Here is a 17,617-nt window from a genome sequence, read left to right on the forward strand (position 1 = left end):
CAAATTAAAAAATGCTGCTAGTAGTTTGATTATCCCTCAAATCTGTAATAGTAGAATTGAGGTCATATTCTCTTCTAGGAAGTCCTGCATTAGGGAAATCGGTAAGAGTAAATTCAATCCAAAACTCCTTATTCCAATAAGAACCCTTAACCGAACCGCTTGCAATATCTGAAGGAAGAGAAGAAGGAGATATAGAGAAAGTAGCCCTTAATTGCCAGCCGTCTAATTCATGCCATAAACTAGTATTTATAGAACTTAATTTAAATAAACTGTCTATCCTCTTTTGAGAATCTCTAAAATTGAAAGAATCAACAATATCCCAAAAAGGATTAACCCAAATTTCATTTTCTCTTTCAGCATATGTTTTTATATATCTGTAAGCTTTGTCGTTTCTGCTTGTTGTGGAAAAACTAAAGGTAAATTGTTCTAATATTTTTAATTCAAAACCAAGTGAGAATGCTGCAGAGTTATATTTATAATTAATAAAATCATGTTTATATGTTATATCAAAGAAGAATCTAAAATCATTTTTATAACCGTCAAAAAATTTCTTTTTACCATTTCTTACTAATATCCAATCGGTGAGATTATCTATAGGAATAGGTACATGAATGAGAGTATTTATAGCGTTTTGAGTAAAGTTTGTACCAAGTAGGTTTTTAGATAAATCATAAGAAATATAAGAAGAATCATAATAGAGTCTTGTAGAACCTCCTACTTCAGTTGTTAAAAATCTATTAGTATTATGTATAAGTTCATAATTTTTAGTTTGTGCTTTATATGTTGGTATAAGGTCATAACCTGTTCTAATACTTCCCCTAATATCCCAGTTTAAATTAGGTATAAAAAATATGCTGTATCCTGTACCACCTGCATTTAAACTTGTATTAATACTATGACTGCTAAAATCTCCGCTTTGGTTTTCATTAGTATATGCAGCATCTTTTTGTTTAAATCTATAACCAATGCTGTATGATGTGTCCCATGTTACAGACGGAGAAAAATAATTATCAAGTTTATATGGAAGTATAGAATTAGGTAAAAATACAGAAAGATTCATAGAGCTTGCTAAGCCTAAATATGTATTATCTCTGTCATAAATTAAATCTTCCGATTTAGGATTGATACTTTTTTGATAAGCATAATCCATATTAAAATTAGGAGTAAATCTCATAAATAAATTAGTAAAACTCCTAGATAATCCTCCATTTAATTGTAAATTATTTCTTTCAGCTAATTTTTCATTTAATTGTTCATTAAGTTTAGGGTTATCATAAAATGCTATACCTTCAGAGGTTTTATAATCTATTGTGTGAGAATAATTCATACTAATATTATAATTAATATTAAAATTAGGGAAATAATAAGAAGTTTCATCACCAAAAATAGAACTGTAGCTTGCTGATAAAGAAGGTAAAACTAATCTGCTAGGTTTAGGCATATAATAGTCGAAGTTTGTGTTATAATTAACAGATAAGTTTCTAACAGCTGTGAGATTCCATTCAGCACCTGCTCTCAAATTAACACCATATATACTACTGTTAACATATACAGAGTTTTCTATATAGCTTTCTGGATATGAATCTCCTATATCGCTCAAATTTCCTGTAATAGCTGTAAATAATGATAATATATCCAAAGCCCCTCTTTGATTGTAAAAATCAGACTTAAAATATAAATCACTATTTAAATTTAATTTACCAGTAAGATAAGCATTGATATTTTCTCCGCTATATAACTGTATAGTATGATCATACTGAAACTTATATCTAGGTACAAATTTACCTGGCTTACCATCAGCAAAATAGTTAACATATCTAGTACCAAAACCAATACTAGAAGATATATAAGAATCAAGTAAATAGTATTGTCTGCCCAAAGCAAACATAGCATCTAAAGACAAATTATGATATTGACTAGTATATCTAATTTCATCTCCAATAAGAAAACCTAATTTTTGATAAGCATCGAATCTTATTCTATGGCTAACTCCATACAAATTAAAAGTTTTACTGTTTTGCATATAAACACCTTCTCTCAAACTTTGACCGAAAGTGCTTATAATACCAGTACCAACATTGTTTTGAATAAATAAAGGAAAGTAAAATACAGGCTGTCTTCCAACTCTATATATACTGTTAAATATTAGTACCTTTTTTGTATCCCATAAATAAACCCTTGATGCCAAAAAGTCATGTGCTACAGGGGTTAGTCTTGAAAAACTTACGCTACTGTCATTAGCAAAAAAATCTGGGTCATTGAATTTTATTATATTACCTTGAAGAGTAAAACTTTGAAATTTTGTATTACCATTATATAAAATACCCTTCTTGTCATCTTTATTAAGCATGAACCATTCGCCATTTAAAACACTCTCTCCAGATTCAACTTTTAAATTACCAGAAGCAAATATTTCACCTGTTTTCAAACTATAAACAACTCTATCAGCAGTCATAACATTATTGTACATTTTAAGCTGTACATTACCGTATAATGCTATTAATTCCTCTCCCGCTTCTTCTATCTTATATCTTTCAACATAATCAGCACTTCTAAACTCTATCTGCCCCCCGCCTGTATTAATACTGCTTCTTGACACATTTCTTATATTATCTTCACCTGTAATTTTTATAACATCCACATTAACTTGTCTTTTGATAATTCTTGCCCTTAAACTAGACTCATCATCATAAGGGTAAATCTCTATACCATAATTTCTAGCATATTCTGTTAATACATAATATGGAGTAAAATTAACAATATTAATAAAAGAAACAGGATTTCTTTTAGCATCGAATTGATTTATTTGCATTAATGCGTTTTCATTTGTTCTAATATTATTATTATTATCTTGATTATTATCTTGTGCATATAAGTATGCATTAAATATTATTAAAGATAATAGTAATATCAAGATTCGCATTATTGCCTCTTAAAAATCACATTTATCTTTGTTTAAGAAAATTTTATTTTAAAGAAATTACGTTTTCCTATTTTTAGTATGCCCTCTTTATTTATATTAGAGTTTATATCCGTAATCTTTTCATTATCTAAAGTAACACTTCCCTGAGAAATTAATCTTTTTAAATTAGATTTACTTTCATTTTTCATGCATACAGATAAAATATTTAAAACATTATCATCTTTACCCACAACAATTTCTTCTATTTCATCAGGTATACCCTTAGAGCTGAATATTCTTTTAAACTCTTCTTCAGCATTATTAGCATCTTCTTCTGTATGATATAGTTTTACAATCTCTTTAGCCAGTATTGATTTAATATTTCTAGGATTATCGCCTTCTTCTATAGCCTTCTTATAATTTCTTATATCATTCATAGGTATATCTGTCACCAATTCCATATATTTAAGAATTAAACTATCAGGTATGCTCATAGCCTTACCATACATATCTTTAGGACTATCATAAACACCTATATAATTACCTAAAGATTTGCTCATCTTCTCAACACCGTCTAAACCTTCAAGCAAAGGCACAGTTAAAACTGCCTGCGGAGATAGTCCATATTCTTTCATTAAAGTTCTTCCAACAAGCAAATTAAACTTCTGGTCATTACCACCAAGCTCAACATCGCATTCTAAAGAAACAGAATCATAACCTTGTGCTAATGGATATAAAAACTCCATCATACTTATAGGCTGACCATTTTTATATCTCTTAGAAAAATCATCTCTCTCTATCATTTGTGCTACTGTATATCTTGAAGTAAGCCCGAGTACATCGGCAAAACTCATCTTACCAAGCCATTTAGAATTAAACTCAACTATAGTTTTTTCAGGGTCCAAAATTTTAAATACTTGCTGTTTATAAGTTTCAGCATTTCTTAATACATCTTCTTCACTTAATCTAGGACGAGTTTTTGTTTTACCGGACGGATCTCCTATTCTTCCTGTAAAATCTCCTATAAGAAATATTACTTTATGTCCAAGCAGCTGAAAATGTCTCATCTTTCTTAAAAGTACAGTATGTCCTAAGTGTATATCTGGAGCTGTGGGGTCAAAACCTGCTTTTACTGTTAATTTCTTTCCGCTTTTTAGTTTTTCTTTTATCTCTTCCAAGCCTATTATTTCGCTTGCTCCTCTTGTAATTAATTCTATAGATTCTTCTAAACTGTATTGTTTCTCTTCCATAACTTATACTAGCCTTTATAAAATTTAAAATATATGAATCTATAATAATGTAAATTTTAATTAAAGTCAATTATTTAATAGAGAATAATACAATCAATAAAACTTAATTTGTAAATGAGTTTTTTATATAAAAATAGAATGTAAAAGAATAATGTTATAATTTAAAAAAAATTAATAATTAGGCTATTATAGTATATAATTATATATTATTTTTCCCTTGAAAATATTTTTATATGTATTATAATAAAAAACTATAATTTTATTTTTAGTTAGGATTGGTATGTATGGATAATTTAGATTCAATTCGAGAGCTTTTTGAGCAAAATATATCAAATGCAAAAAATCAAGTAGAGATAGACGAGATAAGAATTAATTTTTTAGGGCGTAAAGGTAAAATTACAGAACTTCTAAAAAATATGTCATCTATAGAAAGTATTGAAGAGAAAAAAGAATTCGGTAAAAAAATAAATGAACTTAAATTCTACTGTGAAAATACTTTAACAGAAAAGAAAAAATTATTAGCAGATAAAGAATTTTTAGAATCTTTAGAAAAAAATAAAATAGATATAACAATGCCCGGAAGAAGACCTAAATCTGCAAGCGTTAACTTACTTACTAAAGTAGAAGAAGAAATTGTGAGTATATTAACAGAAATAGGCTTTAGAGTTGTAGAAGGCAATGAAATAGAAGATGATTTCCATAATTTTGAAGCTTTAAATATACCATCTTATCACCCTGCAAGAGACAGTCATGATTCATTTTTTGTTTCTAAAGAACATGTATTAAGAACTCATACTTCAGGCATGCAGATAAGAACTATGATGGAAACAGAGCCTCCTATAGCAATAGTTTCTCCCGGCAAATGTGCTAGAAGAGATGCTATAGATTCAAAACATTCACCTATATTTCATCAAGTAGAGGGGCTTTTAGTTGATAAAAATGTAAGTTTTAATGATTTGAAAGGAATATTAGAATTATTTTGTAAGAAGATGTTTGGGGATAAGACTCAGATTAGATTAAGACCTGATTTCTTTCCTTTTGTAGAGCCGGGTGCTGATTTGAGTGCTACTTGTGTTATATGTGGTGGTAAGGGCTGTAAAACTTGCGGAGGCGAGGGCTGGCTTGAGCTTATGGGGGCTGGTATGGTGCATCCTAATGTATTTAAGCATGTGGGTTATGATGCTAACAAATATACTGGTTTTGCTTTTGGAATGGGGATTGAAAGAGTTGCTATGATTAAATATGGCATTACAGACATTAGAATGTTTTATGACAATGATATAGATTTCTTAAAACAATGGTAAATTATTAGTTGAGGTTATTATAATTATGAGAATTCCTTTGAGTTGGTTAAAAGAATTTGTTAATTTAGATGGTTTAGAGGTGGAAGAGATTGCAAGAAACATCACTCTTTCTGGAAGCGAGATTTCTTCTATAGAAACTACAGGCGGAGATATAGCTGGCGTTATAATAGGTAAAGTTTTAACTGTACACAAGCACCCTGATGCTGATAAATTGAGTGTATGTAAGGTTAATGTGGGTGATGATGTACTTTCTATAGTGTGTGGTGCTCCTAATGTGAGAGAAAATATATATGTTCCTGTTGCTATGATAGGAGCTAAACTTCCTAATGGACTTACTATAAAAAAGGCTTCTATTAGAGGTTTTGAAAGTAATGGAATGCTTTGTTCTAGAACAGAGTTGGGGTATGAAGAAATTGAAGGTGTTTATGGTATTTGGATATTAGATGACCATATAGACAAACTAAATATAGAAGATAAAGACAGTATTTTAGGTAACTCTCTTTCAACAATAGTAGGTTCTACAGATCATATATTTAATGTAGAAATTACAGCAAATAGGGGAGATTTGGTTAGTATTATAGGTTTTGCCCGTGAATGTGCTTTGGTTTTAGAGAAGAGGGTGAGCATACCTTCTGTAAACACTTATGATGCTACAGGCGGTAATATTGATATTACAGTAGAAAATCAAAACTCTTGCTACAAATATGTTGGAAGACTTATAAACAATATAACAGTTGGACCTTCTCCAGATTGGATGCAAAACAGACTTAAAAAATGCGGTATTAACCCTATAAACAATATAGTAGATATTACAAATTATGTTATGCTTGAATATGGTCCGCCTCTTCATGCTTATGACTTTGATAAGGTAAAAGATGGAAAAATTATAGTAAGAAATGCTAAAAGTGATGAGAAAGTTAAACTTTTAGACGGCAGAGAAATTGACCTTACAGACGAAGTTTTAGTTATTGCTGATAGTGAAAAGGCTATAGGTGTAGCTGGAGTTATGGGTGGGGACTCTACTAAAATAGAAGATACTACTAAAAACATCTTAATAGAAAGTGCATATTTTGATCATATAGCTGTGAAAAAATCTACTATAGCAACCAATACAAAAACTGATGCATCATATAGATTTGAAAGAGAAATTGATCATACTCTTACTTTAGTAGCATTAAACAGAGCAGTTGATTTAATAGTAACATTAGATAATAATGCTAAAATAGTATCAAAAGCTAAAGAAGTAAATGTAAAACAATTTGAAGCTACAAGAATAGTATTTGACTGCGGACTTGTAAAGAGATATTTAGGTCTTGATATGAATAAGATGCAAATATCTTCTATATTCAAAAGATACGGCTTTAATGCATCTGCTTTGGGTGAAAATAGTTTAAAAGTGGATATTCCTTTTTATAGACATGATCTTACAATAGCAGAAGACCTTATAGAAGAGATAGCACGTGTTTATGGATATAATAATCTTGATTCTAATGTGCCTCATATTAAATGTAACCCTATTAAAACAGATTATGCTGATATAAGTTTTATTAAACATAGAATGGCTTCTTACGGACTTTATGAAACTAAGCAGTATTCTCTTGGCGACAGTAAAATGTTTAAAAATATAGGTTTTAAAGATGAAGAGTTAATTAGTGTTGTAAATCCTCTAACAAGTGAAATGGATGTTTTAAGACCTACTACATTAGTTTCTTTGCTTAATAGCATAGCATACAATCAAAATCACAGACATAAAAATGGTGCTTTATTTGAAGTTGGAAACATATTCTACAAAGAAAATGATAAGTTTGTAGAGGAGAAGCATTTATCTGCTGTTATGTTTGGGCTTTATCAAGAAAAATTATGGAATAAAGAATCAAGAGCTTATGACTTCTTTGATATGAGCGGTGTTGTAGAAGAGCTTCTTATAAAAGATTTAAAAAGCAGTGATTACAATTTAATACCTAGAGAACATGATTGGTTTATACCTACTATGTCTGCTGATATAGTGATATTTGGTGAAAAAATAGGTATTATTGGCAGAATTCACCCTAAAATATTATCTCTATTTGATATTAACACTGAAGTTTATTTTACTGATATTAATATAAGATATGCCGTTGAGCTTATCAAAAAAAGAGTAAAAAAACAGCAGTTAAAAGATATAGGAAAATACCCTGCCGTATTTAGAGATTTGGCACTAGTTTGCGATAGAAACATTGAGTTTAGCAAAGTAATAAAATCTATTTCTAAGTTTAATGATATTATACAAAATGTTGATGTGGTGGATAGGTATGTAGGAGAGCAGGTAAAAGAAGGCAAGCAATCTATAGCAATATCTATAACTTATTATGACCCTAACAAAACCTTAAGGGAAGAAGATATTAATTCTGTAGAGAATTCATTGCTTGAAATGCTTAAAACAAGATTTAGTATAGAATTGCGTTCATAAAAAAGTAGGAGATTATATACTATGAAATATGATGTTATATCTTGGGAAAATATTGATGAGGCTATTGAGGTTTTAGCTAAGAAAATAGAAGAGTCAAAAATAAAATATGAAGTAATTTATGGGCTTGCTCGAGGTGGGTTAGTGCCTGCTGTTATGCTTTCTCATAGATTAAAAGTGCCTATGGTTCTTAATATGGAAGAGGTGTGGAGATTAAAAGTAAAAGATAAATCTGTTTTAATTGTTGATGATATATCTGATACGGGTGAAACTTTAAAATATTTTTATGATCAGAAATTTGATATAGCTACTTTATTTATTAGAGAGCATACTAGTAAGATAAGACCAAAATATATATATAAAAGCATAAATCATGATGATTGGCTATTATTTCCTTGGGAGACTAAGTCTTCTAGTAAATAAAAGTATTATAAAAAAATATTTTTAATTATATGATTTCATTTCATTAAAAAGATTATATAATTCTGTTGCTTTATTTTTTTAGTAATTTTATATTTTTGAATGTTTCGCTATTTTCTAATCTTATATCAGTTAATATACCAATATTATTAACTTTTTTTTGAAATAAACTAAAAATAAAACTTAAATTATGTTTAATAATCATCGTCTTAAACTTAAAATAAAAAATAATTTGTTATAATAAATACTTGCTGTTATAATGCCGATAATGTAAAGGATACTTTATATATAATTTTGTATAGTTTAAATATATTTATTTATAGTATATAATAAAGTAATAAGGTTTTGTAAATTATGAATTATATTTTTCATAGCGTAATTATAGAATTAGGCGTATCTACAATAGCAGCTGCTATAGCATTAGTCGCTATAATAGTGCATTTTTATATATTTTTCAAACTATATGGAGAAACTCAGTTAATAGCATTGTTTCTTTCTATATTGTGTTTTATTTTTACACTTTCAGAGACAATAAATATAATAGTTTCGTTATCTATACAAGATGTAAAATTATCTCTTTTAATGTATAAAATAGAACAAATAGCAATATCATTAACCATACTTCCATGGATTAGATATGTAAAAACTACTTTAAAACTGAATGATAAATTACACTCTTTTTTAGATAGAGCAGAAAGTGTAGCTATATTTTTATTTATGGTAATATTAGTTATTGCTTTAATATATTCACAATTATTTGTATCTACAACAGAAGTAATTACTACATTAAATAGTTCTGCTGCTAATAGTGTAAAAATAAGAGGAGCAATAGGACCTATATATATTTTTAGAGATTTTATCTTTTCAGTTTATAGTGTAATAATAATATGTATGCTGTTTTATGAAATATTTGTTAATAAGATATATCAAGTTAATATAGGTGTATTAGTGTTGGTATCTCTTATATCATTAGCATTTTTTGATGATTTTAATGGAATTTCTACTTATTCAAAATATTCTAGTAATTATCTACTGTTTCCAGCTTTTTCTTTTTCTAGATTTTCTTTAGTTTATATGATTTTTAATATTTTTTCAGTTTATGGTTATACTGTTAATTTTATTAATACAGTTTATAAGAAATCTGATTCTAAAGATTATGATTTGGAATCAATTAAAGCTCAAGATGCTATTATTATTAACACAGCAATTAATACTTTATCAAAATTGCTTGAGTTTAAAGAACATTTTCATAGTCTTGTAGGTACTTTAGTAGATAAGGTGAAAAATACAAATTTATCTGTTAATAATTTAAAAGGCGAAATAGCTAAAGTAATAGATAATACTAATGAGTTTATTACTATAGAAAATTTCCAAGTAAATGACGGTAATACAAATATAGAAAAGATAGAACAGCTTATAGAAACATACCCTAATTTACAAGTTAGTTCTGAAATTCAAAAAAATATGCTTGAGGAATATATCAATATATTGCAGGAATCGGTAAAAGAAGTTTATGTTTTACAATCCGAGAGCGTTCATATATTAAGAAGTTTTGAAGAGTTTCAATCTAATATAGAAAAAGAAAGAAATGCTATAATAAAAATATTAGATAAGGCTTTGATATTCAATCAATTATCTTTTCAAATAAATAAGATATTATCATTTATGACGAATATGCAAGATAAAGTAAAAACGCTCTCTATTAATTCTAGTATACAGGCTTCAAAATCCGGAGAATGGTATCATAACTTTAATGTAGTTTCTAAAGAGGTTTCTGAGTTGGTAGTGGAGACAGGAAATATTACTCAAAATATGCAAAAACTTTTATTTCAAATAGAAGAGATTTTTAAAAGATACAATTATGCAAGTAATAGTATAAAAGCAGGTATTATGGAATTAATACGTGAAACTTCTTCTCATTATAATAGATTAATAAAATTCAATAATACTATGGAAAGACAAAATGATTATAATATTAATATTATAAAGAGTACAGATAAAATATATAATTCCATATCCGACATGAGTACTATTATAGTTAATGAAGAAAATGACTTTATGAATATAAAAACAAAAATAGAAGAGTTTAATGATTATATATCGGATATATCGCAAAATGCTAATAATCAAAATATTGAGATAAAAAATATTATGAAAGATATGAACAAATTAGTTGCTACGAATGAAGATTTTGAAGATATAACAAATAAACTTGATGAAGAAAGTAAAAAATTATTGGAATATTCAGATAATCTAAAAAAAGTGATTAGTGAATATTCTAAAGTAATATAAAGGCATAAAAATATATGAATGTATTAACTAGTTTTATACCGGGATATAATGTTTCTATTATAGAATTACTAGTACCTATTATTGGTACTTCTATTGTTTTTATATTTATTATGCTTTATACAATGTTGCTTATAAAAACTAGAGAGCGTACTTATATTATAGTAAACTTAGCACTTTTATTTTTACTTGTATACAATATATTGTCTTTTATTATAATATTTTTAGGCATATCGGGCAGTGATGTTGTATTAGCTTCAGATTTGTATGTAATTAATCATATAATATTTTTATTTGTTATTACTTTACTTCCAATTAACAATAGATTTTTCTTAAAAAATAAAAAATTTGTTGGAGGGTTTAGTAATTTAATTATATTTACTACTATATTAGTTGCTGCATCTCTTATTATAATTAGTATAATAAATAAAAATACATTTTTTAATACAACTTTAAGAACTTATCCAGATAAGGCTTTTAGTGTTGTAGGCGGTGGTAATTTTTTTGTTTATCTTACTTATTTAAGCTTAATTATATATGCTATGGCTTTTGTGCCTATGGTAATTGATATATTTTTTGGATACAATATAGTTGGAAATACGGTTATTATACTTTCTAATCTTTTGTCTTTTGTTCTTGTAATTACTAATATAGAGATTTTTAATTTAAGAAAAGATATATATTTTGATAAATTAGATTTAGCGGTGATATTATCCTATTTAATTAGCTCTATTGCTATATTTTCTTCTTTTACAAGAAATGCTTTAGAGTCTGTAAGAAAGGATACTATATTAAATAATAGATTAAAATCTAATTTAAATATTGTAACTGAGATAAATAAAATATCAGAAAAATTAAACTCTGTAGATAAGAATTTTATGGATTCTTCTATGTTTGTTTTTGAGGTAGACAAAGAAAATAAGGATGCTTTAAACATCATAGAAACTAAAATAAATACAGTTATAGATTCAAAGAATAAATTAATAGATACAAAAGAAAGTAAAAAAAATATTATTAGAGATGGTATAAAGTTTACTAATACCATATTTACTTTTTTTGATAAATATAAAAATCAAATGCAAGATCATTTTAGGGCTTTAGCTCAGACTATGTCGAATATGAATGTTTCTAATTTTTCTTATGAGCAAATATCTTCTCTAAATGAGGATTTGAAGGAAATAAGAAGAAGTATAGAAGATAGTTCTAATAATACTATCATTAATATAAAAAAACATTTTGAAAATTTCAAAGATATAAACAAAGTAACAGAAGATATATATGATACTATAGAATATATAAAAAATATGACTAATAAAACTAATTTACTTTCTATAAATGCTGGTATACAGGCATCAAAAGCTGGTGTTTTAGGTAAGAGTTTTTCTGTTGTATCTAAGGAGATAGGAGTATTGTCTTTTGAGATTTCAAAGGGTACTGCATCTATAGAGAGTATGCTAACAGATATATTTGGCGGATTGGTTTTAATAGAGAACTCTTCGTTTTATATAGATGAACATTGTAAGAATATAGAAAATGAAACTAAGAAAATACTTGAACAAATAGATGCTTATAGTAAGAATATAGAAGGACGTATTAGTAAAATTTCTACAGAGTTTGAGAATTTCAAATTATTAGATAAATATAATAATGCCATGTATAAAATAGTAGAAGAGCAAAATGATATAGTATCTTCTGTAAGGGAAAATATTGTAGCGATGCTTGATATTCAAAATAGTTTAAACTTAAAGATAGATTCTCAGGGTGCTGATATAATTAAGATTTTAGGTAATTTCAGCAGAATTATAGAAGTAAAAGACGAGCTTGATGATGTTATAATGAAAATAGGTAATTATTCATCTCTTTCGCATACTTATATAGAAACGCTTTCTAATATTATAAGCACTCATAGAAATAAGAGCAGTATTGCTTTTAAACCTATAATAGATTTGTTAAAAAAATAATAGTATGTTTAATAATATTGATATAGTTATAATAATATTTTTAGTATTTGTATTTATTTATGGTTTTTATAGGGGTATTATATCTATCACAATACCAGTAATAGCAATAATATCTACTTTTATTATAGCACCAATTATATATAATCATGCCTCTAAATATTTTGAGCATTCTATTATATTAAAAATAGTATCATTTCTTATAAGCTATTCTATTATAAGGATAATACTTTCAAAGGCGGCTGATAGTATAAAAAAAGTTTTGAAGATGATATTTTTATCTTGGGTGGATAGGATTCTTGGTGCAATAGTGATGCTTTTTATAGTATCTCTTATAATTTCTATTGTATCATATTTTGTACTAAATATGACTGAGTATGGCGGCATTATATATAGCTCAAAGGTTTTAATGTTTATATACAATATATTTAATATTAATAATTATATGAATAATTTTGTATAGAAAAAAACTATTCTGTCAATTTTCTCACCCATCTTTCTTTTTTTAGCATTATAACACCTATTGTAATTTTTGCGAAGTCTGATAATTTAGCTATACCAAACATAGCAACAGGCCCTACAGCAGTGAATTTTGCAAGTATCAAAGCCAAAGGTGCAAATATAAGCAAAGACACAGGCACATCCACCGCAAAACCAAATATAGTATCTCCTCCCGCCCTTGAAACAGCAAATTGAGCATTAATATAAGTCCAAATAGGCATATATGAAGCTATTAATATTACTAAACTTCTAGTGATACCCTGAGCATCGGGAGTTAATTTTGAAAATATAAAAGGTATTAATAGTGTAGAAGACATTTGCACAAGTCCAACTACAGCCCCCGCTATAACAGAGCCATTTAATATCCACTTTGCTTTATTTCTTGCATCTTCAAGTTCTCCCCTTCCAAGTGTTCCCCCAACTACAACCATAGTAGATACAAATATACCCTGAAATACTAAATAAAATATATTAGCTATAGTAAAACCCGAAGCCATACCCGCAACAGTTTCAGCACCTCCTCTGCTATTGTAAAGTGCTGTCATAAACATCTCGCTAAGTCCCCAGCTTATCTCGCTTAAAAATATTAAACTAGATTTTTTTAACATAGAATAAAATACATTAAGTTTAACTTTTAATATTTCTCTAGTTCTCACATAAAACTTTTCTTTATGCAGTTTGATGTATGCTATAAATAAAATCATCTCTATTATTCTAGCAATTAGAGTGGCAATAGCAGCACCAGTTTCTTCAAGTCTAGGAGCTCCAAAGTTTCCGTATATTAGAATATAGTTTCCAATAGTATTACAAAATGTAGCTATTACTGATATTATAAGAGGTATATGCGGTTTGCCTATTTCTCTGTAAGAAGTTCCTATTGCTCCAGAAATGGATATTGGTATAAAAGTGAATGCTATTATACTCATATATTTAGTGCTTGAAGCTAATATTGCCTCTTGTGAATTGTTGCCGTTTGTCATTAAACGCATAAATATTTCAGGGTTTACAAGCATTAATATCATATATATAGTAGATATAGTAAAAGGAAGTATTACTTTAAATCTAAAAGCTTGCTGCATACCTTCTTTATTTTCAGCCCCAGCATTTTGTGCCATATATATTCCGCCCGCACCATAACATGTATTAAGTATTACTAAATATATAAAATTAAGCTGATTAGATACATTTACAGCAGCCATCTTTATATCACCAAGTTCCGCCACCATAAAATTATCTATTAATGACACCATTCCCATTATAAGTTGCTGAAGCATTACAGGCACAGCAATAGAAATGCATAATTTATAAAAATCCCAATTTCCAAAAAAATTATTTTTAGTTAAACTATTATTCATTTTTATATACTCAAAAAATTATATTTATTTTAGACACAATATATTATTACAGGTTATTTATTTGTCAATATAGGATTAATATTAATTGTGTTTAGGAGTATGAGATATTGGACATTTTTTAGTATAAAAAAAGCAGTATCCTTGTTATAATATTTTGAACAAAAAATAAATAAAGGATACTACTATGAAAAGAGATTATAGCACAGAATTTAAATTATTTATAGTGGATGAAGCATTAAAAACTAAAAATATTAAAAGATTTTTAAAGATAGAAAGAATAAATAAATCCACTTTTTATACTTGGCTTAAGAAATATAAAGACACTGGAACTGTCGCTAATTTTAGTACTAAGCCAAAAACTTCTCCAAATATCTTTAATAATCAAGAAGCTATTAATTTAATTATTAAACTCTATACTGAAGAGTATAGGGGAAAACATTATATTAAAGCATATTTGAACCGTGAAGGCATTAAGATAGGTGTTACAGCTATAGAGAATGTACTAAAAAGAAATAATCTTTGGAGATACAAAATAAAAAAGAAAAAGAAGAAGAAATTTTCAATGGAGAAATAGAAGCAGATGAGAGTTATTTTGGCGGTAAAAGAAAAGGAAAAAGAGGCAGAGGAGCTTGCATATAAAATACCAGTATTTGGTTTATTAAAAAGAGGCGGAAAAGTATATGTAAAAATAATAAATAATACTTATAGGTAAAAAAAAGTATGTTATATATTGACTTACAAAATATATTTATTATACTAGATAATGTAAAAAATATGTTTTCTTTAAAATCTTAAGGAGTTGTACTATGAGTAAAATAGAAAATCATCCACATATTGATGAGCATGTTATTAATTTATTAAGGGCAGCTATTGAACATAGAGCTACTTGGATGGCTTTAATGTATGAAGAAGCTGAAAAAATGGGTATTGATGCTGAAAAAATGGCAAGAGCAGCTATAAGAAAATGCGGTCATATTCATGGTAATAATATAAAAAATAATATGTCAGATAAAAATAGTTTAGATAATTTTGGAAATTCATTCGTAAATCCAGAAACAATCAAAAATTTTGAAATGAATTTTGTAGGTAGGGATAATGATAAACTACATATAGAATTTAATTATTGTCCTTTAGTTAGTGCTTGGAAAAAATTAGGTTTAAGTGATGAAAAGATTGCTTTATTATGTGATATAGCAATGGATGGTGATAGGGGTATAGCTGAAGAAATGGGCTATAAATTTACAGTAGGTGATACAATTTCTAAATGTAATAAAATATGTAGTGTTCATTTTGATAAATAATTTTTAATATTAATTTTTTGGGGCTGTCCTAGATAACTTAAATTTGTTAAAATTAAAGTATGAAACGCAGTAAATTAAGTCAAGATAAACAATTAAAATTAATAGAACATTTTGTAGCAGGAACCACAGCAAGAACTACATCAGTTTTAGTTGGTGTTAATAAAACTACAGCTTCGTATTATTTTTTAAGATTAAGAGAATTAATATTTGAATATGAGAAAGAAAAAGAAGAAGAAGTTTTTAATGGAGAAATAGAAGCAGATGGCACCGCAAGGGTGTACTTCGTAAAGTTATTTTGGAGGCAAAAGAAAAGGAAAAAGAGGCAGAGGAGCTTGCATATAAAATACCAGTGTTTGGTTTATTAAAAAGAGGCGGAAAAGTATATATAAAAATAATAAATAATACTAAAATTAATGCCTATTATTAGGCAAAAAGTACAGCCAGATAGTATAGTTTATTCAGATTATTATCATAGTTATGATGTATTAGATGTCTCTGAATTTAAACACTTTAGAATTAATCATAGTGAAAAGTTTGCTGAAGAAAAGAACCATATTAATGGTATAGAGAACTTTTGGAATCAAGCAAAGAGACATCTTCGTAAATTTAATGGAATACCAAAAGAACATTTTCACTTATTTATTAAAGAGTGTCAATTTAGATTTAATAATCCAAAAGTTGAAAAACAGTTGGAAATTATATATAATTTAGCAAGAAAGGAGCTTTTTTAGTTATCTAGGACAGCCCCAATTTTTTTATAAGGATTAGAAAATGAAAAAAATATGTTATTTCTTTATTATAAGTGTATTTTTATTTTTAATAGGTTGTTCTGGTGGGGCATCAAATAATGATGTTATAAAAATAGCTGTTGCAGGTCCTATGACAGGTGATAATGCTGAATATGGTATTGGTTTTAGAAATGCAGCTGAACTTATGGCAAAAAAATGGAATGATAATGGCGGAGTATTAGGCAAAAAGATAGTTATAGAATCATATGATGATAAGAACTCAGGTGAAGAAGCAGTTTCTATAGCACAAAAAATAGTATCAGATAGTGGTTATGCTGGAGTTATAGGACACTTTATTAGTGGTGTTTGTATGGTTGCTTCTCCTATATATCAAAGTTCTGAATTAGTAAATATTTCACCATCAGCTTCACACCCTGATTTTTCTAAAGAAGGTGATTATATATTTAGAAATAATACTGTAATAGTTGTAGAAGCTGAAGCAGGAGTAAGATTAGCATTAGAGGTTTTAGGAAAGAAAAAAGTAGGTATTTTATCAATAAGAACAGACTGGGGAACTTCTACAGCAGAAATAACTAAAGATTTAGTAACAAAAATGGGCGGTCAAATTGTAGCACATGAAGAAGTTATCGAAGGTTCTGATGATTATACACCTAGTATTAGTAAATTAAATAATGCGGGTGCAGATGTAATAATAGTAGTTGGTATGTATAATACTTTAGCACCATTTGCTAGACAATATAAAGCAATTAATCCTAATATAGCAATAGTTGGATTCTCTAATGCTTATAGTGAGCAGTTATTAGAGCTTGGCGGTGAAGCAGTTGAAGGCGTAGTATTCCCTACTACATTCTTCCATGCTAGTGAGAGAGAAGATATTAAAGACTTTGTATCTGAATATGAAGCTGCTTATGGTTCAGTTCCTAGTAGTTTAACTGCACAAGCTTATGATAGTGTTGGTATTTTATTAGAAGCTATAAAAACAGCTGGTTCTTTAGATAAAAAAGCTATAAAAGATGCTGTTGCTAATATAGAATATAATGGTATCACAGGAAATATTAAATTTGATTCTATTGGTGATGTTCAAAAAACATACACAAGAGTAATTATCAAAGATAAACAATTTGTAGAAATACAATAATATA

General features: G+C 27.6%; 12 protein-coding genes and 2 pseudogenes. 11 read left to right on the forward strand and 3 right to left on the reverse strand.

Going from position 1 to position 17,617, the window contains the following annotated elements; translation table 11 throughout:
* Positions 1–4: 4 nt before the first annotated feature.
* Both EPJ72_RS10410 and tyrS read right to left on the reverse strand, forming a co-directional pair.
* Positions 5–2,923 carry an LPS-assembly protein LptD gene (locus EPJ72_RS10410; protein WP_147732083.1) on the reverse strand — a complete coding sequence of 973 codons (2,919 nt, stop codon included), beginning with the start codon at positions 2,921–2,923 and terminating at the stop codon, positions 5–7.
* Between the two features lie 32 nt (positions 2,924–2,955).
* On the reverse strand, positions 2,956–4,152 hold the full coding sequence (gene tyrS / locus EPJ72_RS10415; protein ID WP_147732084.1) for a tyrosine--tRNA ligase: 1,197 nt from the start codon (positions 4,150–4,152) through the stop codon (positions 2,956–2,958).
* Positions 4,153–4,436: 284 nt separating this feature from the next.
* Here tyrS and pheS point away from each other — a divergent pair, with 284 nt between their 5' ends.
* The 6 genes from pheS to EPJ72_RS10445 all read left to right on the forward strand — a co-directional run bounded on the left by pheS (position 4,437) and on the right by EPJ72_RS10445 (position 13,032).
* The gene (gene pheS / locus EPJ72_RS10420) at positions 4,437–5,456 is read left to right on the forward strand and encodes a phenylalanine--tRNA ligase subunit alpha (RefSeq protein WP_147732085.1); all 1,020 of its coding nucleotides are present in this window, start codon (positions 4,437–4,439) and stop codon (positions 5,454–5,456) included.
* Positions 5,457–5,481: 25 nt separating this feature from the next.
* Complete coding sequence (gene pheT, locus EPJ72_RS10425; RefSeq protein ID WP_147732086.1) at positions 5,482–7,905, forward strand: phenylalanine--tRNA ligase subunit beta; 2,424 nt, start codon at positions 5,482–5,484, stop codon at positions 7,903–7,905.
* A gap of 21 nt (positions 7,906–7,926) precedes the next feature.
* Positions 7,927–8,325 carry a phosphoribosyltransferase gene (locus tag EPJ72_RS10430; protein WP_147732087.1) on the forward strand — a complete coding sequence of 133 codons (399 nt, stop codon included), beginning with the start codon at positions 7,927–7,929 and terminating at the stop codon, positions 8,323–8,325.
* Between the two features lie 351 nt (positions 8,326–8,676).
* Entirely contained in the window at positions 8,677–10,614 is a 1,938-nt protein-coding gene (locus EPJ72_RS10435; RefSeq protein WP_147732088.1) for a methyl-accepting chemotaxis protein, read from the forward strand.
* A 14-nt stretch (positions 10,615–10,628) separates the two neighbouring features.
* Positions 10,629–12,572, forward strand: a complete 1,944-nt coding sequence (locus EPJ72_RS10440; protein WP_147732089.1) for a methyl-accepting chemotaxis protein — start codon at positions 10,629–10,631, stop codon at positions 12,570–12,572.
* A gap of 4 nt (positions 12,573–12,576) precedes the next feature.
* On the forward strand, positions 12,577–13,032 hold the full coding sequence (locus EPJ72_RS10445) for a CvpA family protein (RefSeq protein WP_147732090.1): 456 nt from the start codon (positions 12,577–12,579) through the stop codon (positions 13,030–13,032).
* A gap of 7 nt (positions 13,033–13,039) precedes the next feature.
* On the opposite strand, the gene EPJ72_RS10450 is transcribed toward EPJ72_RS10445, so the two are convergent.
* Entirely contained in the window at positions 13,040–14,425 is a 1,386-nt protein-coding gene (locus EPJ72_RS10450) for an MATE family efflux transporter (protein WP_147732091.1), read from the reverse strand.
* A 184-nt stretch (positions 14,426–14,609) separates the two neighbouring features.
* Between EPJ72_RS10450 and EPJ72_RS10455 the strand changes: the two genes are divergently transcribed.
* The 5 genes and pseudogenes from EPJ72_RS10455 (at position 14,610) to EPJ72_RS10475 (ending at position 17,613) form a co-directional block, all read left to right on the forward strand.
* Positions 14,610–14,999, forward strand: coding sequence for a transposase (locus tag EPJ72_RS10455; RefSeq protein WP_147732092.1), 390 nt, complete (start codon positions 14,610–14,612; stop codon positions 14,997–14,999).
* Positions 14,978–15,128 (forward strand): annotated as a pseudogene (locus tag EPJ72_RS10460) (transposase); the annotation flags it as partial. The gene EPJ72_RS10455 and the pseudogene EPJ72_RS10460, both read left to right, overlap by 22 nt.
* 103 nt (positions 15,129–15,231) lie before the next feature.
* Entirely contained in the window at positions 15,232–15,726 is a 495-nt protein-coding gene (locus EPJ72_RS10465) for an L-2-amino-thiazoline-4-carboxylic acid hydrolase (protein WP_147732093.1), read from the forward strand.
* 59 nt (positions 15,727–15,785) lie between these two features.
* Positions 15,786–16,457: pseudogene (locus EPJ72_RS10470) on the forward strand (IS1595 family transposase).
* 40 nt (positions 16,458–16,497) lie between these two features.
* The gene (locus tag EPJ72_RS10475; RefSeq protein ID WP_147732094.1) at positions 16,498–17,613 is read left to right on the forward strand and encodes an ABC transporter substrate-binding protein; all 1,116 of its coding nucleotides are present in this window, start codon (positions 16,498–16,500) and stop codon (positions 17,611–17,613) included.
* The last annotated feature ends 4 nt before the right edge of the window (positions 17,614–17,617 follow it).

This window comes from Brachyspira pilosicoli (assembly GCF_008016535.1).
Classification (GTDB): Bacteria; Spirochaetota; Brachyspiria; order Brachyspirales; family Brachyspiraceae; genus Brachyspira; species Brachyspira pilosicoli_A.